The sequence below is a fragment of the Pseudomonas sp. SWRI99 genome (genome assembly GCF_014270125.1).
GTDB lineage: Bacteria > Pseudomonadota > Gammaproteobacteria > Pseudomonadales > Pseudomonadaceae > Aquipseudomonas > Aquipseudomonas hamedanensis.
In genome coordinates this window covers 273,907-298,140 of the sequence record NZ_JABWQR010000001.1, presented here as the reverse complement: position 1 = coordinate 298,140, position 24,234 = coordinate 273,907, and the positions used below count along the sequence as shown (strand labels likewise).

General features: G+C 53.5%; 23 protein-coding genes and 1 pseudogene. 15 read left to right on the top strand and 9 right to left on the bottom strand.

What is annotated here, in order from left to right; all coding sequences use genetic code 11:
• Positions 1-15: 15 nt before the first annotated feature.
• From aguB to HU743_RS01385, 3 genes are all read left to right on the top strand, one after another.
• Positions 16-894: an N-carbamoylputrescine amidase gene (gene aguB, locus HU743_RS01395; RefSeq protein ID WP_186646343.1), complete on the top strand. Its 879-nt coding sequence runs from the start codon at positions 16-18 to the stop codon at positions 892-894.
• Positions 894-2,000 carry an agmatine deiminase gene (aguA, locus tag HU743_RS01390; protein ID WP_186646341.1) on the top strand — a complete coding sequence of 369 codons (1,107 nt, stop codon included), beginning with the start codon at positions 894-896 and terminating at the stop codon, positions 1,998-2,000. The genes aguB and aguA overlap by 1 nt, the downstream gene beginning before the upstream one ends.
• A 246-nt stretch (positions 2,001-2,246) precedes the next feature.
• Positions 2,247-2,459, top strand: coding sequence for a hypothetical protein (locus HU743_RS01385; RefSeq protein WP_186548505.1), 213 nt, complete (start codon positions 2,247-2,249; stop codon positions 2,457-2,459).
• A 187-nt stretch (positions 2,460-2,646) separates the two neighbouring features.
• Here HU743_RS01385 and HU743_RS01380 read toward each other — a convergent pair whose 3' ends face one another.
• On the bottom strand, positions 2,647-4,740 hold the full coding sequence (locus HU743_RS01380; RefSeq protein WP_186646333.1) for a TonB-dependent siderophore receptor: 2,094 nt from the start codon (positions 4,738-4,740) through the stop codon (positions 2,647-2,649).
• A 443-nt stretch (positions 4,741-5,183) separates the two neighbouring features.
• Here HU743_RS01380 and HU743_RS01375 point away from each other — a divergent pair, with 443 nt between their 5' ends.
• From HU743_RS01375 to HU743_RS01355, 5 genes are all read left to right on the top strand, one after another.
• Positions 5,184-6,470, top strand: a complete 1,287-nt coding sequence (locus HU743_RS01375; protein WP_186548499.1) for an OprD family porin — start codon at positions 5,184-5,186, stop codon at positions 6,468-6,470.
• A 230-nt stretch (positions 6,471-6,700) separates the two neighbouring features.
• A complete protein-coding gene (locus tag HU743_RS01370) occupies positions 6,701-7,447 on the top strand; it encodes a 2OG-Fe dioxygenase family protein (protein WP_186646331.1) in 747 nt (248 codons plus the stop codon).
• A 79-nt stretch (positions 7,448-7,526) separates the two neighbouring features.
• Positions 7,527-7,904, top strand: coding sequence for a GNAT family N-acetyltransferase (locus tag HU743_RS01365; RefSeq protein WP_186632263.1), 378 nt, complete (start codon positions 7,527-7,529; stop codon positions 7,902-7,904).
• The gene (locus HU743_RS01360) at positions 7,901-8,617 is read left to right on the top strand and encodes an AzlC family ABC transporter permease (protein ID WP_186548495.1); all 717 of its coding nucleotides are present in this window, start codon (positions 7,901-7,903) and stop codon (positions 8,615-8,617) included. The genes HU743_RS01365 and HU743_RS01360 overlap by 4 nt, the downstream gene beginning before the upstream one ends.
• Complete coding sequence (locus tag HU743_RS01355; RefSeq protein ID WP_186646329.1) at positions 8,596-8,913, top strand: AzlD domain-containing protein; 318 nt, start codon at positions 8,596-8,598, stop codon at positions 8,911-8,913. Before HU743_RS01360 ends, HU743_RS01355 begins: the two co-directional genes overlap by 22 nt.
• Here HU743_RS01355 and HU743_RS01350 read toward each other — a convergent pair.
• Positions 8,830-9,756 (bottom strand): LysR family transcriptional regulator, encoded by a 927-nt coding sequence (locus HU743_RS01350; RefSeq protein ID WP_122611119.1) that lies wholly within the window; start codon positions 9,754-9,756, stop codon positions 8,830-8,832. The two genes, HU743_RS01355 and HU743_RS01350, sit on opposite strands and share 84 nt — an antisense overlap.
• A 319-nt stretch (positions 9,757-10,075) precedes the next feature.
• On the opposite strand from HU743_RS01350, the gene HU743_RS01345 reads away from it, so the two are divergent.
• A complete protein-coding gene (locus HU743_RS01345) occupies positions 10,076-10,483 on the top strand; it encodes an MbcA/ParS/Xre antitoxin family protein (RefSeq protein ID WP_186646326.1) in 408 nt (135 codons plus the stop codon).
• A complete protein-coding gene (locus tag HU743_RS01340) occupies positions 10,480-11,160 on the top strand; it encodes an RES family NAD+ phosphorylase (RefSeq protein WP_238351670.1) in 681 nt (226 codons plus the stop codon). Before HU743_RS01345 ends, HU743_RS01340 begins: the two co-directional genes overlap by 4 nt.
• A gap of 45 nt (positions 11,161-11,205) precedes the next feature.
• Here HU743_RS01340 and HU743_RS01335 read toward each other — a convergent pair whose 3' ends face one another.
• Complete coding sequence (locus HU743_RS01335) at positions 11,206-11,487, bottom strand: DUF3077 domain-containing protein (protein ID WP_186646324.1); 282 nt, start codon at positions 11,485-11,487, stop codon at positions 11,206-11,208.
• A 472-nt stretch (positions 11,488-11,959) separates the two neighbouring features.
• Between HU743_RS01335 and HU743_RS01330 the strand changes: the two genes are divergently transcribed.
• From HU743_RS01330 to HU743_RS27435, 5 genes are all read left to right on the top strand, one after another.
• On the top strand, positions 11,960-12,142 hold the full coding sequence (locus HU743_RS01330; RefSeq protein WP_186619426.1) for a type II toxin-antitoxin system HicA family toxin: 183 nt from the start codon (positions 11,960-11,962) through the stop codon (positions 12,140-12,142).
• 31 nt (positions 12,143-12,173) lie between these two features.
• On the top strand, positions 12,174-12,599 hold the full coding sequence (locus HU743_RS01325; protein WP_186646322.1) for a type II toxin-antitoxin system HicB family antitoxin: 426 nt from the start codon (positions 12,174-12,176) through the stop codon (positions 12,597-12,599).
• A gap of 783 nt (positions 12,600-13,382) precedes the next feature.
• On the top strand, positions 13,383-14,156 hold the full coding sequence (locus HU743_RS01320) for an NYN domain-containing protein (RefSeq protein WP_207260538.1): 774 nt from the start codon (positions 13,383-13,385) through the stop codon (positions 14,154-14,156).
• A gap of 148 nt (positions 14,157-14,304) precedes the next feature.
• A complete protein-coding gene (locus HU743_RS01315; protein ID WP_186646320.1) occupies positions 14,305-15,048 on the top strand; it encodes a hypothetical protein in 744 nt (247 codons plus the stop codon).
• Positions 15,049-15,938: 890 nt separating this feature from the next.
• Positions 15,939-17,150 carry an RES family NAD+ phosphorylase gene (locus tag HU743_RS27435; protein WP_186646318.1) on the top strand — a complete coding sequence of 404 codons (1,212 nt, stop codon included), beginning with the start codon at positions 15,939-15,941 and terminating at the stop codon, positions 17,148-17,150.
• A 676-nt stretch (positions 17,151-17,826) separates the two neighbouring features.
• Here the strand turns inward: HU743_RS27435 and HU743_RS01305 are convergent.
• The 6 genes and pseudogenes from HU743_RS01305 to HU743_RS01280 all read right to left on the bottom strand — a co-directional run bounded on the left by HU743_RS01305 (position 17,827) and on the right by HU743_RS01280 (position 23,539).
• Complete coding sequence (locus HU743_RS01305; protein ID WP_186646316.1) at positions 17,827-19,173, bottom strand: hypothetical protein; 1,347 nt, start codon at positions 19,171-19,173, stop codon at positions 17,827-17,829.
• A gap of 279 nt (positions 19,174-19,452) precedes the next feature.
• The gene (locus HU743_RS01300; RefSeq protein WP_186646314.1) at positions 19,453-20,187 is read right to left on the bottom strand and encodes a DUF5677 domain-containing protein; all 735 of its coding nucleotides are present in this window, start codon (positions 20,185-20,187) and stop codon (positions 19,453-19,455) included.
• Positions 20,188-20,363: 176 nt separating this feature from the next.
• Positions 20,364-20,702: pseudogene (locus tag HU743_RS27090) on the bottom strand (hypothetical protein); the annotation flags it as partial.
• 79 nt (positions 20,703-20,781) lie between these two features.
• Positions 20,782-21,774: a DUF4917 family protein gene (locus HU743_RS01290; protein WP_186646312.1), complete on the bottom strand. Its 993-nt coding sequence runs from the start codon at positions 21,772-21,774 to the stop codon at positions 20,782-20,784.
• A gap of 512 nt (positions 21,775-22,286) precedes the next feature.
• On the bottom strand, positions 22,287-22,562 hold the full coding sequence (locus HU743_RS01285) for a hypothetical protein (protein WP_186646310.1): 276 nt from the start codon (positions 22,560-22,562) through the stop codon (positions 22,287-22,289).
• On the bottom strand, positions 22,559-23,539 hold the full coding sequence (locus HU743_RS01280) for an integrase domain-containing protein (protein ID WP_186646308.1): 981 nt from the start codon (positions 23,537-23,539) through the stop codon (positions 22,559-22,561). The genes HU743_RS01285 and HU743_RS01280 overlap by 4 nt, the downstream gene beginning before the upstream one ends.
• Positions 23,540-24,234 lie beyond the last annotated feature (695 nt).

Genomic DNA, 24,234 nt, shown 5'->3' with positions numbered 1-24,234 from the left:
GCCCGGAGATGATTCATGAGCCGTATCGTTACCGTCGCCGCCACGCAGATGGCCTGTTCCTGGGATCTGCACGCCAACCTCGCAACCGCTGAAAGGCTGGTCCGCGAAGCCGCCGCCAAAGGCGCGCAGATCATCCTGATTCAGGAATTGTTCGAGGCGCCGTACTTTTGCCAGAAGCCGAATCCGGATTACTTGCAACTGGCGACCCCGGTCGAGGACAACCCGGCGATCAAGCATTTCCAGGCCATCGCCAAAGAGCTGCAAGTGGTGCTACCGATCAGCTTCTACGAATTGGCCGGGCGCGCGCGCTTCAACAGCATCGCGATCATCGACGCCGACGGCAGCAACCTCGGTATTTATCGTAAAAGCCACATTCCGGACGGCCCGGGTTATCACGAGAAGTATTACTTCAACCCGGGCGACACCGGTTTCAAGGTGTGGAATACCCGTTACGCGAAAATCGGCGTGGGCATTTGCTGGGATCAGTGGTTTCCGGAAGCGGCGCGCAGCATGGCCCTGCAAGGCGCGCAAATCCTCTTTTACCCAACCGCCATCGGCAGCGAACCGCACGACAAGACCATCTCGTCGCGCGATCACTGGCAGCGGGTGCAGCAGGGCCATGCCGGCGCCAACCTGATGCCGCTGATCGCCAGCAACCGCATCGGCAACGAAGAGCAGGACGGTTACGACATCACGTTCTACGGCTCGTCGTTCATCGCCAATCAGTTCGGCGAAAAAGTGCAGGAGCTGAATAAAACCGAAGAAGGTATTCTTGTGCACACGTTCAACCTCGACGAGCTGGAACATATTCGCAGCGCGTGGGGTTCATTCCGCGACCGCCGTCCCAATCTGTACGGCGCGTTGAAAACCCTCGACGGTTCCCTGGAGTCCTGATGACCACATTGAAAAGTACCCCGCGCGCCGACGGCTTCCACATGCCGGCCGAGTGGGCGCCACAGACGCAAACCTGGATGATCTGGCCCGAGCGCCCGGACAACTGGCGCCTGGGCGGCAAACCGGCGCAAGCCGCACACGCGGCGGTGGCCAAGGCCATCGCGCGTTTCGAACCGGTGACCGTTGCGGTCTCCGCCGGCCAATACGAAAACGCCCGTGCGCGCCTCGATCTGCCGAATATTCGTCTGGTCGAAATGTCCAGCGATGACGCCTGGGTCCGTGACAGCGGCCCGACCTTTGTCATCAACAATAGCGGCGAAGTACGCGGTGTGAACTGGGATTTCAACGCCTGGGGCGGCTTCGATGGCGGCCTGTACTCGCCGTGGAACCGCGACTCGCAAGTCGGCGGCAAGATCCTCGAGATCGAGCGCAGCCCGCGTTATCGCACCGAGGGCTTCGTGCTCGAGGGCGGTTCGATTCACGTTGACGGCGAAGGCACGCTGATCACCACCGAGGAGTGCCTGCTCAACCGCAATCGCAATCCGCACCTGAGCCGCGAAGAGATCGAAGCGGTGCTCAGCGCCAATCTGGCTGTGGATAAGATCATCTGGTTGCCGGACGGCTTGTTCAACGACGAAACCGACGGCCATGTGGATAACTTCTGCTGCTACGTGCGTCCGGGCGAAGTGCTGCTGGCGTGGACGGACGATCCGCAGGATCCGAACTACCCGCGTTGCCAGGCCGCGATGAAAGTGCTGCAAGGCAGCACCGACGCCAAGGGTCGCCCGTTCACGGTGCACAAAATGCCGATTCCGGGGCCGTTGTACGCGACCGAAGAAGAGTGCGCCGGGGTCGATGCGGTCGAAGGTTCCCTGGAGCGTAACCCGTCCGTGCGCCTGGCCGGTTCCTACGTGAACTTCCTGATCGTCAACGGCGGCATCATCGCGCCAAGCTTCGACGACCCGATGGACGCACCGGCACAGGAGATTCTGCAGAAGCTGTTCCCGCAGCATGAAGTGGTGATGGTGCCGGGCCGCGAACTGTTACTGGGCGGCGGCAATATTCACTGCCTTACCCAGCAACAGCCAGCGCCGCACAAAGAGTGAGTTGAGTCGTAACAGCTTGAGTTGGTTAATAAATCGGCCAGGCTAATGATTAGCTCGCTACGCATGAACACAAGCCCGCAGCCCGAAAGGACGGCGGGCTTTTTTGTATCCGCCTGTCGACAGATGCCGAGTCTTGGCATAGCTCTTGTATCGGTTCCAGTGCACTAGGGAGGGAGAAGAACTTCAACAGTTCTGTCATGAATCTTGGATACCGTAGCCGCTCATGAACGGGGAGAGAGCGCTGAAATGAACGCCGAAATGAACGTAGTCAGCGAGCGGACTGTACATCCCATGGCGGTAAACGGCGAATCGCTGCAGCTGGTCGCGCACTGGTTGAAGTCCAATGGAACGCGTCAGATCAGGGAACCTGATCCGCGCCGGATGATGATCGAGCGCTACCCCGCTGGCCTGTTCAGCGAGGCCGAACTGCAAGCGTTATGGGATGTGATGGAAGGATAAAAACAACAAGGACAGGTCAAAGCGCTGCCGGGATGGCGGCGCTTTTTATGCAGGACACAAAAACCATTGCGAACATTGAACCTGTGGGAGGGGGCTTGCTCCCGAATGCGATGAGTCAGTGTCGAATGATGTCGCCTGACTCGGCGCCTTCGGGAGCAAGCCCCCTCCCACAGTTTTTTGCGCTGGCCTAAAAGCTGTAGGTGCCCGTCATCACCACGCTACGCGGCGAGCCCGGCTGAATCTGGAACGCGCTGGTCGCCGAAGCGTAGTACTCGCGATCGGTAATATTGTTCAGCGCCGCGCGCAAATCCCAGTCTTTCAACCGATAACCCAGCAGCGCATCCCAACGGCCATAGCCCGGCAACACCACGGTGTTGGCGTTGTCCGCATAGCGCTGGCCGACCAGTGTCAGGCCGGTTTCGCCGTACCAGCCCATTTGCGGTTTCCAGCTGAGAAACAGGCTGCCATTGCGCTTGGCCACGTTGTTGATGCGCTTGCCTTCCAGGCCGTTGTTGTCTTTTTCGATGGTCGCATCCTGCACACCGACGCCGCCACGTACGTACCAGTTGCCGGTGATGTTACCGGTGGCGGTCAGTTCGATCCCGCGTGAACGTTGCAGACCGGACATTACCGTCAGCGTTGGATCATTCGGATCGGTGGTGCGGCGGTTGTAGAGTTCCAGGTCATAGACCGCCAGCGTGGTGCTGAGGCGATCGTCGAGCCAGTCGCTCTTCACGCCGATTTCTTTCTGCTTGGTCAGCTCGGGGCTCAAGTCGTTGGTATTGCCGGCCGCGCCCGGAGTGATGCCGATCAAACCACCGCCCACGGGTGAAAACGTCTTCGACCACGATGCATAGAAGGAATGATCCTGCAGGGGCGTCCAGACCAGGCCGACGCGCGGGCTGGTGCTGTGGCTGTCACGGTCTTCGGAAATGTTGCGCAGCTTGTTGGTCGATTCGATGTCGAAGGTGTCGTAGCGCAAACCGCCGAGCAGTTGCCATTGATCGTTCAGGCGTAGCTGATCCTGAACGTACACCGCGCGGCTTTCGACCTCGGTGTGGCTGCTGCTGGAGACTTGCATGCGACCGGTGTGGCGCAGGTCACGGTTGGGGTTGTACAGGTCGAGTGACGGCACGGGCTGCGCGCCGGGCGTCCTGCCGGTGGCGGCGTTGTACAAGGTTGGATCGCGGCGCTGGCTGCCGATTTCAACCCCGGTGAGCAAGCGATGCTCAAGTCCGAACGTATCGAAACCGCCTTCCAGTTCAAGGTTGTTGTAGACGTTGCGGGTGGTCAGGTCCTGCTGCCAATGCTGGCGCGTGACCTTGTTGGTCGCCGGCGTGTAGCCGGTGAGGTAGGTGTTGTCGAAATCACTGTCGAGCTTGAACACGCCGAGGGTCTGGCGCAGTTGCCAGTTATCGTTGATCTCATAGGTGAGTTTCGAGCGCAGCGATTGCGATTTGTCGTCGATGAAATCGTGATCGTTGCCGTAGCTCGTGTCGCGGCCGACGTCGGCGGGGCGCCCGTTGACCCCGGGAATGCCGCGATCCGGCGTGCGGTTGTAACGGCTGTATTCGTACTGCACCAGCCAGTTCAGGTCGGGCGTCAGTTGCCAACTCATCGACGGTGCGAACAATTGGCGATTGCCACTGACGCCATCGCGGAAGCTGTTTTCATCCATGTTGCCCAGGTTCAGGCGCAGGCTGATGGTGTCGCTCGGGTCGGTGCTGAGGTCGGCGTAAAGACTGCGCAAATCCTCGCTGCCACCTTGGGCTTCAACAGTGGAGCGGCGCCCGGCTTCCGGCGTTTTGCTCACCCGGTTGACGATCCCGCCCTGACTGCCACGGCCATAAAGCACGGCGGCGGGGCCTTTGAGTACTTCGACGCGTTCGATGTTGTGCAGGTCGCGCTTGTACTGGCTGTCGTCGCGGATGCCGTCCAGATAGAAGTCATTGCTGGCATCGAAACCACGGATGCGCAGGCTGTCGAAGCGGGTGTCGGCGCTGCTGCTGACGTTGGGCATGCCGCTCAGGGCGTCGCCGATGTCATTGGTGCCGTAGTTGGCAACGTTGGCGGTCTTGATCGAATCGATTGCCTGCGGCACGTAGCGTACGGGTGTCGAGGTACGGGTCGCGGTGTTGCTGACTTTCACGCGCGGGTCGTCCGCTGCTGCTTCGGCGCTGATCGAGGTGGCGGGCAGTTCGGTCGCCGCGAAGGCAAGACTGCTGGACAAAAAAGCCGAGAGCCCAAGGGTGACGGGCGTAAAACGGAACGGGGCAGGCATCTGAAGCGCATCCGAAAGGGTGGAAGAATTCGAGCGCGCGAATGGTAATGCTTAGCATTTGCTAGCGTTAATTATTCCTGAGAAGTCGTCTTGTTTGATTGTTTCAATATGTGTCGTATTCGATACGCGCATCGCGTTGAATATGAACAAGCGCTGGATTCACTGAATGGCGGCATTTCTGTGCAAGGAGTCAGCGCAAACTTTACGTTTCTTAGACGTTTTTCGCCTATTTAAAGACGATTCTTGAAATTGACACACTGTTCAGGGCGCGGCTACGATTCGGCCCAACGCCTGTGGCCAACCGCCATGATTCAAAACAAGGAGCAGGCCCGCCATGATTCGATCAAGGTGGGTCTTTTTGTTTCGGGGTGAATAGAAGAGTGCAAAAGCGCCGTTTCAGCCGTTCGACACAGCGCGTTTCAACCCGTAATAAGGAAAACAACATGTTGAACAAGCGGATCAGTCTGATCGCACTGGGGATGTTGAGTGCTACACAGGCCATGGCTAACGACCAGGCCGAATCCAAGGGTTTTGTCGAAGACAGCAGCCTTAAAGTGCTGTTGCGCAACGCCTACATCAATCGTGATTACAAAGACGGTCGTCCGGACAAGGCTGAGTGGGGCCAAGCGGCGATCGGGACGTTCTCGTCCGGCTTCACGCAGGGCACCGTGGGTGTTGGTGTTGACGCCTTTGGTCTGTACGCGCTGCGTCTGGACGGCGGCAAGGGCCGCACCGGCGCGCAAGGTATCGACTTCTTCAAACAGGAAAATGACGGTCGCGCGGCGCATGACATCGCCAAGGGCGGCGCAGCGGTCAAATTCCGTTTCTCCAACACCGTGCTGACCTACGGCGACCAGATGCCGGCCCTGCCGGTGCTGAGCTACGACAACGTGCGTCTGCTGCCGGAAAGCTACACCGGTACCTTGATCACCTCCCGCGAGATCAAAGGCCTGGAGCTGAACGCCGGGCGTTTCACCGCCGAATCGCGCAAGAGCGATGAAGGCCGTGACAGCGGCGGACTGAAGGCGATCAACGTGTTGGGCGGTAGTTACCAGTTCACCGAAAACTTCAAAGGCGCGCTGTACGCGTCCGACGTTGAAGACGTGTTGAAGAAACAATACGTGAACGCCAACTACGTGATTCCTTTCAACAAGGAACAATCGCTGACCCTGGACTTCAACGGTTATCGCACCAAGCTGGACAACTCCTATGTCCGCGAAAACGCTGTAACCGGTGACGATAACAAGATCTGGAGCCTGGCCGCCACCTTCGCCACCGGCCCGCACTCGTTTACAGTGGCGCACCAGCGTTCCACTGGCGACAGCAATCTGGGTTACGCCTACGGCGGTTATCAGAAAGATCAGGGTCGTGTCGGTGACGGTGGTAACTCCATCTACCTGGCCAACTCCTACTGGTCGGACTTCAACGCCGAAGACGAACGCAGCTGGCAGCTGGGCTACGGCCTGGACTTCGGCGCATTCGGCGTACCGGGTCTGAGCTACAACTTCGCGTATGTGCGTGGCGACAACATCACCACGTCCACCAGCGAAGGCGGCACCGAGCGCGAGATCTTCAACCAGTTCAAGTACGTCGTGCAAAGCGGCCCGGCCAAAGACCTGAGCGTGAAGCTGCGCAGCTCGATCCTGCGCGTGTCGCAGAAATCCAGCGAATACAACGTCAGCGGCAACGAGCTGCGCGTGTTCGTGGACTACCCGATCAACATCTTCTGATGAACGATCGCGCGTAAGAAACAAAAGAAAACCCCGAGGCCTTCGGGGTTTTCTTTTGATGTTTTTCCAGCGAAAAACCGGAAAACCCGTGTTTTTGTCATGTAAAAGTGGTTTTCACGTCGCTTCAAGCCTCGTTTCAAATGGCTTTTCAAATGCCTGAAATTCTTTCTCATGGACGCAAATTCTCCACCTAATAGATTAGGCCGCTCAACGCAGCGGAGATTTGGGTAATGATCGTTTTAAACAGAGAAGTGGGCGAATCGCTACGGCGCGACAAGTTTGTCAACGTCCAGGGTGGTGACTTCAATCTCTACGGTCATTTCGCCGACTTTGTCAGACTGACCAAAAGTTGGGAGAACATGGAGCCAGACAGTTATTACGGTCAGGCCGACGCGGGTATGCGTTACCGTCGTTACAGCGACTTCGAGTACAACCCGAAGACGCGTGAACTCAAGCAACTCGAACATCGCGCTTACGTGCAGTCGAAAGAGCACAACGCCTACGTCGGCGGCGTGGTACGGCACTTTCAGGACTTCTCCGAGGAAGTGCTGACTTCACCGGTGATGCGCAGCCTGATCGACACCGATTTCGAGGTGTACAAAAGCGTGTTGCCGGAAGAACTGCACGACGAAATCTGGCAGTGCCAGATTCATCAGATCCGCATCGAAATCAAACCCGGCAAGCAGCTGGAAATCACCCCTGAAGGCATTCACTGCGACGGCTATCCGTTCAGCGGCGTGCACTTTTGGGGACGCAACAATGTCGAGGGTGCGGAGAGTCGTTTGTACGACATCCACGAGCATCAACTGGCGGCGACTACGTACGAGGAAATTCTCGATACCACCTACTTCCTCGACCGCGACATGCGCCACTATGTGACCCCGGCGCGCAACACCCATAGCCATGCCATGGCGTATCGGCAGATTCTGGCGATTTCTTTCTCGCGGCCCGGGACCGCTTTCGACATTGTTCGCTAATCAGATCACCCCAATCGACGGCGTCGAATGCTCGACGCCGGTGGTGCTGCGCCGCGCCACGGCCAAGGATGCACAGCGCATGGAGCGTTTCTTCCGGCAGTTCGACGAAGTGTCGTTCTGCGAATGGCAGGACGCCAAATGCCTGCGCGGCGTACTGATCCAGAAAACCACCACGGCTTACCTCGCCTTCGACGTCACCGGCGAGATCGTCGGCGCGGTGCTTGGTGGCATGCTTGGCAGCCGCGGCACGATCAATCATCTGGCTGTCAGCCCGCGCTATCGCAGCCAGGGCGTGGGGCAGCGCCTGGTTGAAGCGGCGTCGTCGGACATGAAACGGGTCGGCGTGCTGCGGATGTTTCTGTTCGTCGACGATGCTAACCTCGCGGGCAAGCGATTCTGGACCGCCCAGGGTTTTTGTGAGCCCCATGGCGAACGGACATTTGAGAGGGACCTATGAATGAAACGTCCGGCAGTGCGCCGTTGATGGCTGCTGATCAGCCGTCGCGCACGTTTGCCGAAGCCAGTCCGGTGGTCGCCGGGTATTTCACCGTGTCGTTCGTGTTCGGGCTGATGGCCGTCAACGCCGGGTTGCCGATGTGGCTGCCCGTGGCGATGTGCCTGTTCGTTTATGCCGGTGCTTCGCAGTTCGCCGCGCTGGCGCTGATTTCCAGCGGCGCGTCGCTGACCACCATCGTGCTGACCACGTTTCTGATCAACGCGCGCCATATGCTGATGTCGGTGTACATGGCCAAGGCCCTGCGTGCACTGGGTTTGAGTCGTATGGAGCGCTGGTGCTACGCCAGCGGCCTGACCGATGAGTCCTTTGCGTTTCACAGCGTGAAGCTCGGCAGCGGTGCGCCGGTGAATGTGCGCTACCTGATTGGCTTCAACCTGTTCTGCCACACCTCGTGGGTACTCGGCGGCTTGCTCGGTGCGGTGTGCGCGCAGTACGCGGCGCACCTGATCAAATATCAGCTCGACTACGCGCTGACGGCGATGATGCTCTACGTACTGGTCTCGCTGTGCAATACGCGCAACAAACTCATCGCGGCCGCTGCTGCCGTGGTGTGCATGGGGGTGCTGAGCCTGATCGGCAGTTCGCCATTCAACGTATTCATCGCCACGTTTGTGGGCTGCGGAGTGGGTGTATGCCTGACCAAACGTTCCTGATTCTGGTGGTCGTGCTGATGATGGCCGTGACCTTTCTGCCACGCGCGTTGCCGCTGCAAATCAACACCGAGCACTGGCCGCCGTTCGTGGCGCGGGCGCTGGAATATTTGCCGGTGGCGATCGTCGCTGCGATCAGCGTCACGCCCTTGTTGATCAAGGACCGGCAGATCCAGCTCGATCGCCCGGAATTCTATGCCGCGATTCCGACGTTGTTATGTGCGTATTTCAGCAAAAACCTCTTTCTCAGTGTGGCGGTGGGGACGGCTGCGTACATTGCGCTCGGCTCGTTCATGTAGCGGCAAATCGACGACATCGTTCAACGCCTGGTGCGACAACTCCGGATTGTTTACCGCCAGGCGCACTTCGAGGAAATCCTCGAACCCGGGGAAAATCGTCAGGCCGTTTTTCTGCGCCGCTTCACGCGAAACCATGCCGACCGCATCCATCTGGGTGATCAGCGACAGCGTCAGGGTTTCGCTGCACGAATAGACCATGCGCTGGCCGTTCTCGTGATTGCCCAGCCCGGCGTCGAGAAAACGCAAAAAGCTGTGGGAATATGGACAATCTTCCGCAGGACGCACCTGAAACTTGTTGCCCAGCAGCGTCAGCGGATCGTTTTCCTGGCCGCAATGCGCGCCCACCACCTGCACCTGTACCTCCGGCAGAACGATGCTTGGCAGCCCCGGCCGCTGCGGGCCGATCAGCACGGCGAGGTCAAAATCCTCGTTCTTCAGCTTGCTGAGGTTTTCCATCGACTCGGCGTAACTGAATTCCATCTGGTAATCGGGAAACACCTCGATCAGCCGTCCGATCATGCGCCGGTTGAAGTCAGGCGACAGCGTGTTGTTCAACGCCACCTTCAACGTGCGCTGGCCCGGCACCTTCAGCGCCTCGACTTTCTCTTCCATCTGCCGCGTGGCAATCAGCACTTTATCGATGTAAGGCGTCAGCTCCGTGCCTTGCGGCGTCAGCGTCAGGCCCTTGTTGGAACGCCGAAACAAGCGGAAACCGAACTGCTCTTCGACCTTGTTCAATTGCGCGGCCAACGCCTGCACCGTCAGGCACGAATGCTCGGCTGCGGCCGACAACGAGCCGGTCTGCACGATGCGCATGAGGTTGCGTAGGGTTCTGCTATCCATGGGTAATGCCCTCTGAAGTGGGCTGGGTATTGTTGTTTACGGGGCGACCGGTCCGGCGCCTATGCCGGCTATATTCCTGCACCTGAGCATAGTTGTCGCGGATTTAGTAGCGAATTGATTTCCCCGCCGATGGCTGGAGGCTGACAGAGGATTGGGGTTTTTGCTGGGGTGCGGGTGATGAGGGTCAAAAATAGCTACGGTTTCGACAACACGGACGGCTTGGTTTAAGCAGGGCTTAAATCCACTTATGTACTAATATTGGAATTAGATACATATCTGTACTACGCTGCGAGCATCGATAAATTTAAGGAGGCGGCAAATGCCATCTTCATCCCCCGCTTTACAACCACGCGAACAACTCGATGCCCCCGAAGCCGGTCGCGTTGCGCTGAAGTTCTTCTTTAACCTCATGGAGCACTGGGGCTGCAACGCTGAGCAGCAGCGCACCCTGCTCGGTGGCGTCGGCAACACCACGTTCTACAAATACAAACACCTGCCAAACATACGTCTGCCCCATGACACCCTTGAGCGCATCTCGTATTTGATGGGCATTCACAAGGCGTTGAGCATCATTTTCAGCAACAGTCGCGAGCGCGCTTACGCCTGGGTCAGCAGCCCTAACACGGCAGCACCGTTCAATGGCCAAACCGCACTGGATTACATGCTGGCGGGGAGGGTGGTCGACATCGCCGATGTGCGCCGCTACCTTGACGGAGTCCGCGGTTGAAAGCGCCGGCGCTGGTCGATGTGCCATGGCCGCGCGCCTATCGCATCGTCAACAGCAGCTTCCCGCCGATTGCGCTGTTCGAAGACGTACTCGACCCCGAAGACCTTGAAGTCGCCTACGCCATCGAGGCGCTGACCAATGATCGCCTGATCGAACAGGCCGGCGTACTCGCCCGCGTACGTCCCGAAGACCGCCTGTCCGGCCCCGGTTCCAGCCCGGTAATGGCCGCGTTCACCCACGTCGGCAAACGCAGCCGCTTCAGCGACGGCACCTTCGGCGTCTACTACGCCGCCAGCAGCCAGGCAGCCGCCATTGCTGAAACCTGTTTCCATCAGGAGCGTTTTCTTGCTGCGACCCAGGAAGCCGATCTCGAATTGACCATGCGCACTTACGTCAATCAGGTGGTCAAGCCGTTGCATGATGTTCGCCACGGCTTCGAACATTTGCATCAACCCGATCCCGAAGCATACGGACCATCACAGGTGTTCGCGCGGCAACTGCGCGATGCCGAATCCTGGGGACTGCTCTATAACAGCGTGCGATTGCCCGGTCAGGAATGCGTTGCTGCGTTTCGGCCGCCTGCCGTGTCGATTCCGAAACAGGGCAAGCATTTGCGCTATGTGTGGAGTGCGAGTCAGCAGAAGATTTCGTTTGTGTTTGAGGTGAGTCAGGTCTGAAACGCAAAAAGCCCTCGCATCAACGAGGGCTTCATACGCCGTGATTTACATCAACGGCTTGTCTGGCGGCGCGTCCATCACTTTCACCACATCATCGATCAGCGCCTTGCTTAATTCTTGCAGATATAGGGAGGCGTATGCGTGAAGGTCAGGGTCGCTAGAGACTGTGGAGTCAGCGGTCAGTAGCTTGGAGATGTGAAGCAAGTGTGAGGCGTGCGAGAGGGCGGCGATCACCGGGACACCGCGATTGGTGCGGAACAGCGCTTGGTTGGATTGGAAGGAGAAGTGGGTGAGGCCTGGGGTTTTCAATTCGAGGTAGTCGGTCATTTCGCTTCACCTGCCGCACGTAAGGACGTGGAGTGAAGTGACCGGTGTTGCAGCGTGGCGGATTACGGACGGATCAATGGCATTCATTTGTGAACTCCCTGTATCAAATGACAGCCGCCATTTTCGTTCTCAGGCGAAAGGGTGGCAGCTATGCGCAGGCTGAGAAACCGGAGATACAGGAACCCGGCAGACCCGAAGGTCTCCCACGCACAGCCGCCATTACACGTGAATGCAGACATAAAAAAGCGCCGGCAATCGTGGGTTGGGGCGCTGGTGCGCCTGTATCTTACCCGGGTTCTCAGGCCCGGTCGCTGAATTGGCAGCGACGGAATTGACGGTAGCTTGAGAAGATCGAGCGCGCAATCGTGGCCGAGTGCTGGCCTTGATGATTCCAGTTGCGCGTGCAACACTTGTGTTGCATATGCATCAAAAATGTTGCACATTCGCTCTACCGAAACAGCGAGTGATGCACATGAAGTACAGCGAGTTTCGGCGATGGTTGAAAGCCCAAGGCGTTGAGTTCCAAGCCGGCAAGGGCAGCCACTTCAAGGTCTCCTTGAATGGCAAATCAACTGTGTTTCCCGACCACGGAGCCAAGGAAATGGGCGAAGGATTGAGAAAAACGATAATCAAACAGTTGGGCCTCAAGGACTGAGGCTCAGCTGTACCCCATGAGAGGAAGCGTGATGTTCGAATATGCCTTGGAAGTTCACGAAGAGCCGGGCAGCGTCTGGCTGACTTGTGCGGCGATTCCAGAGATGCACGCGGTCGGCGACACCCTCGGGGAGGCATTGGCTACCGCCATTGATGCGATTGAGACAGCATTCTCCATCTATGTGGATGATCGTCGAATGATTCCTACTGGTCATTCAGGAGACCAGGAGAACGATATCGTGTTGCGTCTTCCTGCTCTGACTGCCGCGAAGGTTGCGTTGTGGAATACGCTTTTGGAATCAGGTTTAAGCAAGGCCGAATTGGCGCGTCGTCTCGGCGTGCAACGGCCTCAGGTCGATCGGCTGGTTGATTTCCTGCACCATTCCAAGATTGAGAATGTTGAGCGCGCGTTGCAGCAGCTCGGGCGGCGGATTTCGCTTTCGGTTGAGGCTGCGTAGGTTCATCGCAGAAGGTTGGAAAAGCAGCACCGTGGCCCTCAGCGTGAGAAAGTATGTTCGGGGCGAGCTCGATGTTTTTACAGCAGGCTTGCCGAAGGCTCAATTTGGTTGCTGGTCGCTAGTACGAAGGCGAAATTCTGTTATTTGCCAGCGACCGTCCTTGAGCAATTCAAGGAGGAGTGATGAGCGCATCCCAGAAAAAAAATCTGCATTTCTGCAGGGGCTTCGGTTTGTATGGTGCGGCACCAGACGAACGGTATGTTTCGGGGAGGCCAGGTTTTCCGGGCGTCTGGAGTTCGCTGGAAAATTCGGCGTACCCCAACTAGTAACTATAAATAAATCAGCTAGTTATGGCGTTCGGTGGAATCGAATTCGGGATTTTTTTAGATGTCAGCACATTGTCGGTCTGTAAGTAATTCAGAGCCACATACGAATGGTAAACCTCCTGGAATTTGAACGTTGTCGATCATCCCTTCCGTAGAGAATAGGCAGGAATCTGCCAAAAGCTGCCGTGGCGGCAGGCGGCAGGCAGCAGATGGCCGATAGCAGCCTGACGCGAAGGGCTGCAATCGACCCGAAGCACGTCTCCATGTCGGCCTGAGGGACCAGCGCAGCGATAGAGAAAAAGCCCGCTTACGACGACACTGCACATCGACTGTGAAAAATGAAATGTCTGGCGTGAGTGTCCCAACTCCAGCCGCACCACAGGCCAGCACTGAGTCTTGAAGGCCGTGCTTGTCTGATGACATAGTGGCGACTCATCGAGACTGATAAGGATTCATCGTGGAGTCGAAACGGATAGCACTGCTGATTGACTGCGACAACGTTAGCCACGCCGCTATCGGCGGTGTGCTCGATGAGCTTGCCAAATATGGCATGGTGAACATCAGGCACGCTCACGGCAATTGGAGTTCTCCGCACCTTGCAGGCTGGGTCGAGAAGGTCCACCCCTACGCTATTCGACCCATGCAGCAGTTCGCTTTCACGAAAGGCAAGAACGCCACTGACTCTGCAATGATCATTGACGCAATGGACTTGCTGTACAGCAAAAACGTCGATGCTTTCGCACTCATGACCAGCGACAGTGACTTCACCCCGCTTGTGCTGCGACTGCTTGAAAGCGGCCTGCCAGTGTATGGCTTTGGCGAGAAGAAGACTCCCAAGCCGTTCGTAGATGCCTGCTCTCAGTTTATCTACACAGAGAACCTGATGAGCGACGATCAGGAGAAAGCTGCCGAGGGCGATCCACCGCTATCCACGAAGCGAACCCGGAACGAGCTGCGCAGCGACACGTCCCTTGTCCGATTGCTGAGGACAGCAGCAGAGAAAACCGCAGACGATGCAGGGTGGTCCCATCTCAGTCAGGTCGGTCAATTCATCCGTAACAACAGCTCGTTCTCAGCAGTCAATTACGGGCATCGTACGCTGGGCGATCTCATTCGCATGTCTGAGCTGTTCGAGATCGATATGCGCCACGGAGGAACCGCGATGTTTATCAAGAACACACGTAAATCAAGCCTCACGACGCCCCACCAGGCCGAAACGAGCACATCGTAGTTACAAGCCGCAGACCACGTTCTGAAAGCTTTCAGATTTGACTCTGAACGTGTTCATAATGGTTTCAGATTTGGTTCAGAACAGATTCCGAATGTTCAAAAGCGTCTGCGTAGCTTTACGAATTTTGAACACTCCAAGAGGAATAACCATGGCAATTTTGGATTTTATGTTTAGCGTCAAGCTCTTCGAATTGACCTCATCTATTTCAATTATGAAAATGCTTGGCGAACAGGCCGAAAAGAATGTGCAACTCGCAGTAAATGCAGCAGATGAATCTGACGCAGTGGAAGAAGGCGAGTTTGAAGAAGAGACGTATGATGAGAATGGAGAAAGCTATCCACGTACTCGAACATACTATTCTTGTGGGTCGTGTGTCGGATATGACGATGACGAAGTTAGACTCGAATACAAATCATTGATAGCGGACCTAATACGCCGGTCGGCCTACCTCACGATGTTCGGTTTGTTCGAGCATCGCATAAGCGGCTGCCTTGATTTGATGATAAGGCTCTCCAATTTTAGCGACGAGTTGAAATGTAAGGGCCCGATTGAAAAAGCTCACACGATACTAAAGAAAGGGTTTGATACCAGAGACATAGGTGACATTGATCATCTGACAATGGTTAGAAATATTATGATCCACAATGATGGGGTAGCCACTGACTATCATAAAGCTCTCTGCAAAAAAGAGAAGAAGACCGAATTTGAGAAAAGGTTAATCAAAGCAATTGAGAGAACTGAGGGGGTAGAGGTAAACCTTTTCAACGGCATCATCGTCGATGAGCAATTTCTCAGTTACGCGGTGGCTGAATTCAATCGCTACGCTACAGCTTTGGAGCAAGCTATCCAGAGCCGCCACCGTCACCATCACCATCAGCTTTCATCACTGTAATCGTCGTGTGAAGGAATGGTGCCGATTCGAACATCGATCTCTCTGAAATGAGCGCCGCCGCTTCCGCCGATATAGCCGGAGTTCGATACGCGGGGCGATTCACAGTTCCTGCAGTTTCAATTCTGCCGTGAGGTTTTTGAGTTTATCTACCTCGGGGGAAATTTTTTGTGTAGGGCTAAATTCATGGTCGTCCTTGACTCCTAAGATGGCAACTGTGGGGAATATCCTCTGTGATAACAGGCGCTTCTCAAGCTATTGGCTAGCTAATAGGCTGTTCAGATTTGAAGGAGTGTTGACCGATTAGAACCGTCCCCTTTTGGCCGGATTCTGTCTGTCGCCACCGACCGAAATCGACCCTTCGGCGTCATCAAGCAGGTATAAAACTAAGGAATTGCTCAAAGTAAATTCCTTGTTCACGGATATACCTGAGAGTTAGCATCATATTATCTGCTGCAAGGTGGTTGGAAGTGCACGGCGCCTTACCTCTTTCCCTCCTAGCACTCGCTGCAAGATCGCAACTGGCAATACGCCTTTTTCCGATAGCAAATATAGCATTATAAATTTCGACGAGTCGCGGAGCTAGCGCGTAACAATTCGCGACAGAGCAGCAGCCTTTAGACTAAGCACAATTTTTAGTTAGACATTAAAAATACGAAGCCATTTCGGAAACAAAACAAAGAAGAACTTGGATAAATACGATAACCTAGGACAACATTCTTTATAACATCAGGGGCGGGAATTAATTATCAAATGGCTTGCTACCCAAGACAATGATGAAAATTCGAAATCTATTTTAAAAAAACATGATCACAAACTTAATAGACTCTCGAAGTCATTCCTGATAAATTCAGCTCGAAAAAAATCAAATTGACACGTGAACGGATGTTGAAGTGATTGATAAATCCTTGATTTGCGAACTTTGCGCTAGCGATAACGAACTTCGACTAGAAATTCAAGAACGAGGGGTACACGCTAAGCGCTGTCCGACATGCGATAAAAAAGATGTCAAGACACTTAGCGCAAATGACCATAGGCTTAAAAGGATAGTGAGAGCACTTGTTAGGGTTAACTACTCAGAGTGGGATTACAATAACCACATTGGTGGCAGCTCACTCTACTCTCTGCTATGCCGGGACAAATTCGTATTTGATTTTGACGAGGCTACTGAGCATCCTCTTCCAGACGAGGTCTGGTGCCCAATCGAACAAGAGTTAGGTTGGTACCCCAAGTCCGCGGAAGATATTACCTTAGGCGGGGGATATTGGGATGGCGGCATTCTCAGTTCAGTACGCGGAAACCATAGTGGTTTTGTGCCCGGTTTAGTAAACCAAGCTCTCAAAGACAACTATTTTGAAGTAGAGTCGGTAGTAAGGAAAAAAATAAGAAAACTTTCTCCTTATTTGGTACAGGTTATCTCAGCCGGCGCTGAGTATTACAGAGGGCGTGTAGGCGTAAGCATGCGGCTCTCTCCGAAATTCGTCGAGCCTGGCTACCCACCAGAGTATAAATATCAGCCATATCGATCAATCGAGATTGAACGCCCGCCGCTACATCTTGCGACTGAGGGGCGATTCAACCGAACAAGAGTTTCAGTATTATATCTAGCATCTGACGCTCTTACTGCTGTTTCTGAGTTGCGCCCCCATCCTGGCCATCTCATCTCCACCTCAAAGTTTCGTTTAGTACGCGACCTGACGATTGCGAATTTTTCCAGCTTTGATGTGAGGAACTTTCTTAGCGATGAAAAACTTGAAATATTGAGGGACTTAATGTCCATCGCAGACATCTTGAATGTTCCTGTTCAACCCGAACATAATTATCTCTATAGCCTTACGCAATTATTTGCAGACTCCCTGAGACTTGAAGGATTCGAAGGACTAGCATTTCAAAGTAGTGTGGGAACGGGGGTTAATCTGACCTGCTTTTCGTCCGATGCATTTACTCCAATAAAAGGGAGTGAAGCAGTATGTAAGATTACTTCTCTAACATATGAGACAATTGAAATGCCGGTACTTGGCGATGATTATGATAAGCAAGAATACGAGCCTGATGAAAATAGTCCACTCTCGACACTTCTGCATAGCATGACAAAGAAAAAATAGCAGAGCTTTTTAATATCTTCGCGGAAATTTGGAAAATGACAGCTGGTCCAAATCCGCTGTGGAGGTGTACGATTAGCTTTAAAGAGCCAGGGCATTTTCACTACGAGGAGCAAACCTCTTTCCTACAGACCTTATACGACCATATCAAAAATGTGATGAGAGCTTGCAGTTTACTGATTTCTTGTGCATGTGATTATCGAGAGCCTTAATAAACAAAGTACTTTCCCAATAGTGCAGGCTCGAATTTTCGAACGCGTGTCCATGGTGCATAACATTGAGATTTCACAATGGAAGGAGTCATGGTCAGGACGGAACCTTAAGGAATGTGACCAGTCAGTACCACCGTCGTTGGCGTCCACTTTTATTCCGTTTAGAAGGGTTTTAATGTTGGCCGTTATGGGGCGATGGCGGTCAGTCATGACCTGCCTCTATCGATCCATAACTGCCTCTCGTGAAAAGTTGCACTGGGGCAGAAATTGTTTGCCGATGAATATCGGAGAGAATTAAAAGCTAAGAACGACGGGGTAATACTGCGAAGAATTGCAAGAAAGAATGGAAGTGGCCCACGATCGTCTTTCCTAGCGCAGCCCTACTCCATTGATACTCCATTCGCGATGAACCCAGTCATCTGATTAAAATCCCTATTTTGAGTTTCTTAGTTTGCAGCAAGCTGAATCTAAAAAAACGATTTCATGCGAGCAATTAACTCCGCATCCTCAAGATCATCCACATATTGAAGTATGTCATTGAAGAACTTCTCTGCGTATTCGATCAGTGGATTTTGATCGACTACATCCTTCGGCATCATCTGTTTGAGCTTGGCTAGGCGATCACTGGGGCTGGGGTGACTGTGATTTTTTGGAACAAACGAGCAAATATTCGACAACCGTGATCTCATTCTGTCTCCAGCTTTGTCTATAAACGACATGTAAATGAAAAGTAGCTGAACAGGATTGAAGCCACGGATGTATTCCTTTAATTCGCGTTTTTCCTCTATTGTGGAGTCCTCAGCTACAACTGAATGTGACTGCGTTGCGCTGATTTCCATCTTCAGCATCGATGCCGCAAATGCGTCAGCCTCATATTCAAATTGATGACGAGCTTGTATATTATCGACAGCGGGGTCCACTCCAGCCAATCGCTGAGGATGGCGATAAAAAAGATGGCCAAGCTCATGTTTAAATATGAATTCCACTTGATCCGCTGTAAGCCATTGCACTGATGTTGCACTATCAACTCCGTATATCACAGAGTATGAAAATATATTGTTGGCGGGAACATTGCGAATGAAGTGAAAAATAATTGCCGCGATTTCGTCCAGCGCACGTTGAGTTCGTTTTGGTCCCGCGAAATTTTCGCGCGTTGTAAAAAAGTGCACTAAAAATCTGTTCATAAACTTAAGTATTGGCTCTAGCGCATAGTTCATCGATATATAATAATTTCCGTCATATACTATTGAGCTAGCATTGAAGACTGTATTTTTAACGGGTATACATGCCACTTTGTCGAGCCGGTATTCTACTAATACCTCCTTTGGTATTTTGCTGAGTGCGTTTAAATAGCTCAAACGCATCCAGTAAGGAAGTAGCGTATCTTCTTTCCAAAAGTTGTAGTCTATCGTATCAGCTATGTGGCTTATTGCAGTTTGTAATGCTATTTCGTGGGCGGCTGCGATTTGTACGTCTCTGATAGATTGTGGGAGTTCCCAAGCGAAGGAAACCAGAGAGCGCAACCCAAAGAAAATCAGATCTTGTGGGTCCGCTTTTACTTTTCCTAATGATTGATTTATATAATTTATTTGTTCTGGCAAAAGAGAGGGTAGCTTGGAGTAGTCTAAAACCTGTAGTTGATCGAGGTCTAAGATCGTCTTGGGTTTGGAATAATCAGAGAAGCCCATCGCTTTGATCATGGCATCAACATTGGCGAGCAAATCGTAGATTTGTTTTTGATTTATGACGGGTATGCAGAGGTCGTTGTCGTCTGCCATGCGATCTATATATTCGTTGCCTGTTTTCTGTGTCATACGTGCTCCATGTAAGAATTTGCGTAAAGACTAAATGGTCAGGTCGCCGTGGCTAACGGAAGTCGTATAAGGGATAGACATTAAACTTCAATCGTAAAGCATACATGGCTTCATAAATCTATCCTAAACGAATTTGTCAAAATAAATGCATCAAAAAAACTGGGTGGTGGTTAAACACTGCTTTCACCAGCCTCTTGATGTGAGCGAGCGATCCTGGTTGTTGAATTTTAATTCTGGCTCTGCTGGGTGATAGCTCTTGCTCTATCTCAGTTCATCAACCTAGGGAGTAATTACCTTAGAAGACTCACATAGTCTTTCGATTGCTATATCCAAGCATTTTTTCACGCTTATACAAATGAAACTGAACTGCGAAAAATCTGGCTTGATAGTAGCTTTGGTTTTGCCTTCTGTATCTTTCTCGAAGTAGCAACCTACACTGACAGCAGTCGCATGTGCTCCGATGAGGCTAAGCCCTCTGTAGGAAACCTGATAATCAAGCAAAAGGCCAGAGTCATTGGCTGCGTCATATGTAGACCATTTCTTGCCATCTGTCAGTGAATCGAAAAGAAGTTCCATATTTTCAATTTCTATGCTTGTAAATGTACTCTTACCCTCCTTAAGCACTCCTTTTACTTGTGTCCTTTGTTCTTTTTCGGTCCACTCTTTCCAATCTTTTAGTCTCTCTGGCTTTCGCCACAAAGCAGCTGCGTAGAAAAGGCATTCGTATGCAGTACGCAAGACCGAAACTGCGGATGAAGCCATACCCAGATCAGCCAGTCTGATGGCACCCTGACAGGCTTCAAGAGTTCTTACCCACAATCCTATTGCGGCCCACCAAAATTCATCCTCACGTTCCAGTGCAGTAACCTCTAACACATCCAGAGCGTTCATTACATGTTGCTGTAATTCGAGAAATTTTGGAGAGAGATCGTGCCGTTGCGAAGCTCTCATCTGATCAGCCTCGGCTGATAAAAAACCAAAATTTCTGAAGTCATCCTTATATGGACTTTGCATAAGCCTCCCGTCGTAAAAATCAGCAAGGAATTTTACTGGAAAAATTTGGTTTCCTATTCGCTGGTCGCATGTTCAGCCTCTGTGGGAGGCCATAACCTGAAGCCTACTATGACAACAAGGTGACAGACTACTGTCGGGTACTTTGACATCACTTTGTTCCAGCATTTTCAGGAAATTTACCCTTGATCCCTTAGATACCTTACGGTGCTTTCAGCTTCGCATGACCAAACAGGAAGTGGGCTGCTTGGAGACTCATCTGAATGACCACTCTTGGCTGTTAATTCAACCGGACGACGCAGCAGACTGACTAAGTTGTTCAGTGAGCATATTTCGTATTTAGTGCTTAGTGTTTTCCGAGGACGGCTATTTAGGTGCCAAACCACTTCATTGGGCGTGTCTCGCGAGTGATCAGCTAGGTCGGTTCCTTTCGGGAAGTACTGCCTTAACAACCTGCTGGTGTTCTCATTCCTACCCCGTCGCCATGGACGATGATGATCGCAGAGGTAGACCTTGAGACAAGCATCGGCTCATAAATATCATGAGCGAGTAGAGTTGTAGGGCAGTCGTGGCCAAGTCGGCATCAGTTGTTAACAGCTATGCGTCGACCGCCCACCCAGCAGTCGCGCTGTCAAAGAATACGACCTCGACCTCACCTAGCTGATCTCTGAGAGTTCGATATGCTCCATCGCAATACCGCTGGTTGCCTGCATAGACCGAGCATGCAACTCGGTTCACATTCGCTCGACCAAGTCGTTGGAGTAAGTGCATTTCCTGCTCCCCTAATCCCCATCCGAAGAGGGTGAGACTTCCGGTCAACGAGGGGATGACCTCTCGATACACGGTAGAGAGGTAGTAGCTGTTCTGGATCGCCGATAGTTTCTGTGCCGCAGTTCCTTCGCTCACAAAAAGAGGGATATAACGGCCCCTGATCCACGCATTTAGAATCGCCTCGAGAAGTCCAGCACCCTGGTCATGTATTTTGCTTTCGTTGTCTACAACGTCACGACACAGCGCCAAGCTGCCGTGGGGGTAAAAAACAAGAGTATTTGTCCGCTCCCGAAAGGGTTCTCTAAAGCGTGCCCAGTCATCATCAAACTGCCCATTTACGAAACAGTCCTTGAATTGGTGACGGTCTGGAACGTCTAGTCCGTATGTCATTGTCCAGTAAACGAGAAGGTCGTAATTCAGCGACAACACCGTACTGAACTGCTTCAGGAAGCCATACATGCTTGGCAAACGAGAGGCCACTTCACCATGATCTGGATGCACTTCGCGTACGGTTTCGATGAGCGCTCGTCGAACATCTTGGTAAACCCGACGCGTTAGACCATCTGGGATGGTGAGAGCAGCATTGACCTTGGTCGCGTGCCAAACAAGCCTCAGCACCAATTCAAAATCCACCGTATCAAACGACCTGAAGAGTTCCTCGACCTCCGCAGTGAACAGGTTGAGCCTGCGTGCTTCTTCTAATAGAGACCCGTAACCGAAGCCAGTATCGACTGCGATACTTGCACCGTTGCCGATGATAGCGGTGCCCCGCTCAAAATCGCCCGCGATATCTTCCCAATGATGAATTTCGTATGGCATATGCCCTTCCCTGGAACTCGACCTTTTTAGATCTGATTTCGGTGTGTGATCTTGAAACTCAGCGTCATAACATATACCAGCATACGCTGGGGTGGCACTTGGCCGCCAGTATGCCTCGGGTCGAATCCATGTGATACGCCTTTGCTCATAAGCCAGAACTCCGAAGCCGGAATGTAGGAGTGCTCGACGGCTCAAAAGCGCTTCGTACAAAAGCCAATCCCGCGCGCAATCGCTGTTGGAAAGCTTAAAGATAATTGAGCTTCGTGCCGAACGCTTTTGGGCGAGCGGTCACTCACGAGAGACTGCTTTTGGCCGATTCTGTTGAAAAAGTCGGTTATCCAAAACTGCTTGGCCATTGCCTAGTGAGAACGCCATTTTTGCACGCTGCTGCGTGAAATCTGCGTCTGGAAACCTCTGCCAAAAGTAAAGATTTCAATCTCGGACGCGTACTTTTCTGCCGTGGAAACCATGATCGACTTTTTCAACAGAATCGGCCGTTTTCTGACCTTCGTTTAGCGGTTGAACTGCCAGGGTTTTCCTAAGCGAAGAGTGAGTAATTGCATGGTCAGCAAATAGTAATAGCGCGTCGATTCAGTGCGCGGGTTTAGGTGGTGATTCAAAAACCACGCAAGGTGTTTTCTCTGCCAAGTCCATGGATTGTCGCATTGCCAGCGCTCAGCGATTGCTGTTTGGATAGCCTTCGCCTGACGTAGGTGGCGTTGGCGCGTGGTATGCGACCCGGTCAGGACGCCCGCCAGGAACAGATCCATATCGAATGCCGTGCTCATGCTCGACTACCAATGTAGGCGGCGGCCACGACGATACGGTTGTGCCCCAGCTCATAGCTGATTTGCACTCGAGCCTCCTGATCGAGGCGTCGGTCGAGTTGGTGGCAATGGCCACCGTTGATAGGCGCGGGATGCTGGGTGATTTGCTCATAGCGTTCGCATGCAAAGGCCGCCCGTAGTTCATGAAAGCCTTTGAGGTTGTGTTTATGGAGGAGGTCTCGAATGGGACGGACGGTGCCCTGTATGAAATCCAGGTAGCTTTCGTGCGGGGCTAATAGGTTGTGGCTACCGTCAGGCGAGACCTTTTCGGCAAACCTCAGTGCGTCACGAATATGATCATCTGCCGTAATCCAGCGAGGTGCCGACGCACCTGAACGGCCACCTTTGGTGCCATCCTGGATGTTGATCTTGCCGTACTGTTCGGCCTCACGTTTTAGACGGGGAAGGTCGGCCAAAATGGCCTCGCGCAAACGCATACCGGTGGCTCGCGCTAACTGAGCGATGGCCGCGGCGCGCGGCTGCTGGTGTTCGCAAAGCACCTCTACGATCCGCTTCACCTGTTCGCGGTTTTGGCCTTGCGGCACTGAATAACGAACACTGGTGCGCCGCATTCCCAGCGCCTTACTCGGGCTCGGCACTTTCACATACTGATCACCGCGAAGCGCGGCCATGGTCCGATTCACACTGGACAACCGGTTTTGCGCAGTCGCGATGGCCAGCTCACCTCGTTCAACTTGTTGGCGCAGATGTCCGGCGTAGTCCAGCAAGGTCTGCCGATCAATTTGTCGCGCATCGTTAAACCCTGGTCCATCCTCCGACCGACACCAGCGCACAAACGCCTGCCAGCGATCACTGTGCGCCTTGACCGTGCCGTAATGCCCGCCGCCAAACAGATCTTTCAACGCCTGTGGCCCGGCATAACTCAGTTGGCGGCCGTAGCCAAAATTGCGCCCGTCCCGTTTACCGACCAACGCCATGATCAAACTCCTCTCGAAGTCAAAACGTTGAAGCTTCTCCCCACGTCATCCCGCCAAGAATGTTGAGTGTTATCAGGGATCAAGGCCCCTGCGACCTGTGAGGGTTGTCCACTAGCGCGGGACTGGCGGCTCTTTACGACCGGGAGCTTGGGCATCTCATGATCTGGCCTCCTGAACACCGTTACCGGTGGGCGGGTGGAGGCTGCACTGGCTGACGAGACCAGTGCCGCGAGATCCTGAGTCAGGTGAAGGCAGTGAAGCGATGACCGGGGCATGCCTGACTGCCAGTCAGGTGCAGTCCATTCCGTGGACTGCGGCACCATCATCGGCATCGCTATTGCTGGTGACTTTTCGGTGTTTGTCACGCCGATTGTCACGAGGGGGAAAGCCGCAAAGGCCCGTACGAGCAGGGCTGCAGCAGTGTGAGATGCGCCCGTCTCTTTCCGGGAGAAAGAGACGGGCGCAGGTTGGCGCAAGGAAATGGCCAAGCGGATAGGTTGCTGCAAGGCAGCTATGAAAGGGGGAAGTTGCCGCAGTGGGCACACTGGTAAAAGTAGGCATCCATCACATCGCTGTGAGCGTGCGAGCCGCCGGACGCTAATCGCACTTTGGGAGAACCACCACGGTGTGGCGTAGCCTTAAAGGTTCTGGCTACCTGGGTTGCTGTCAACGACAGCACTTGCCCGATCTTTTCT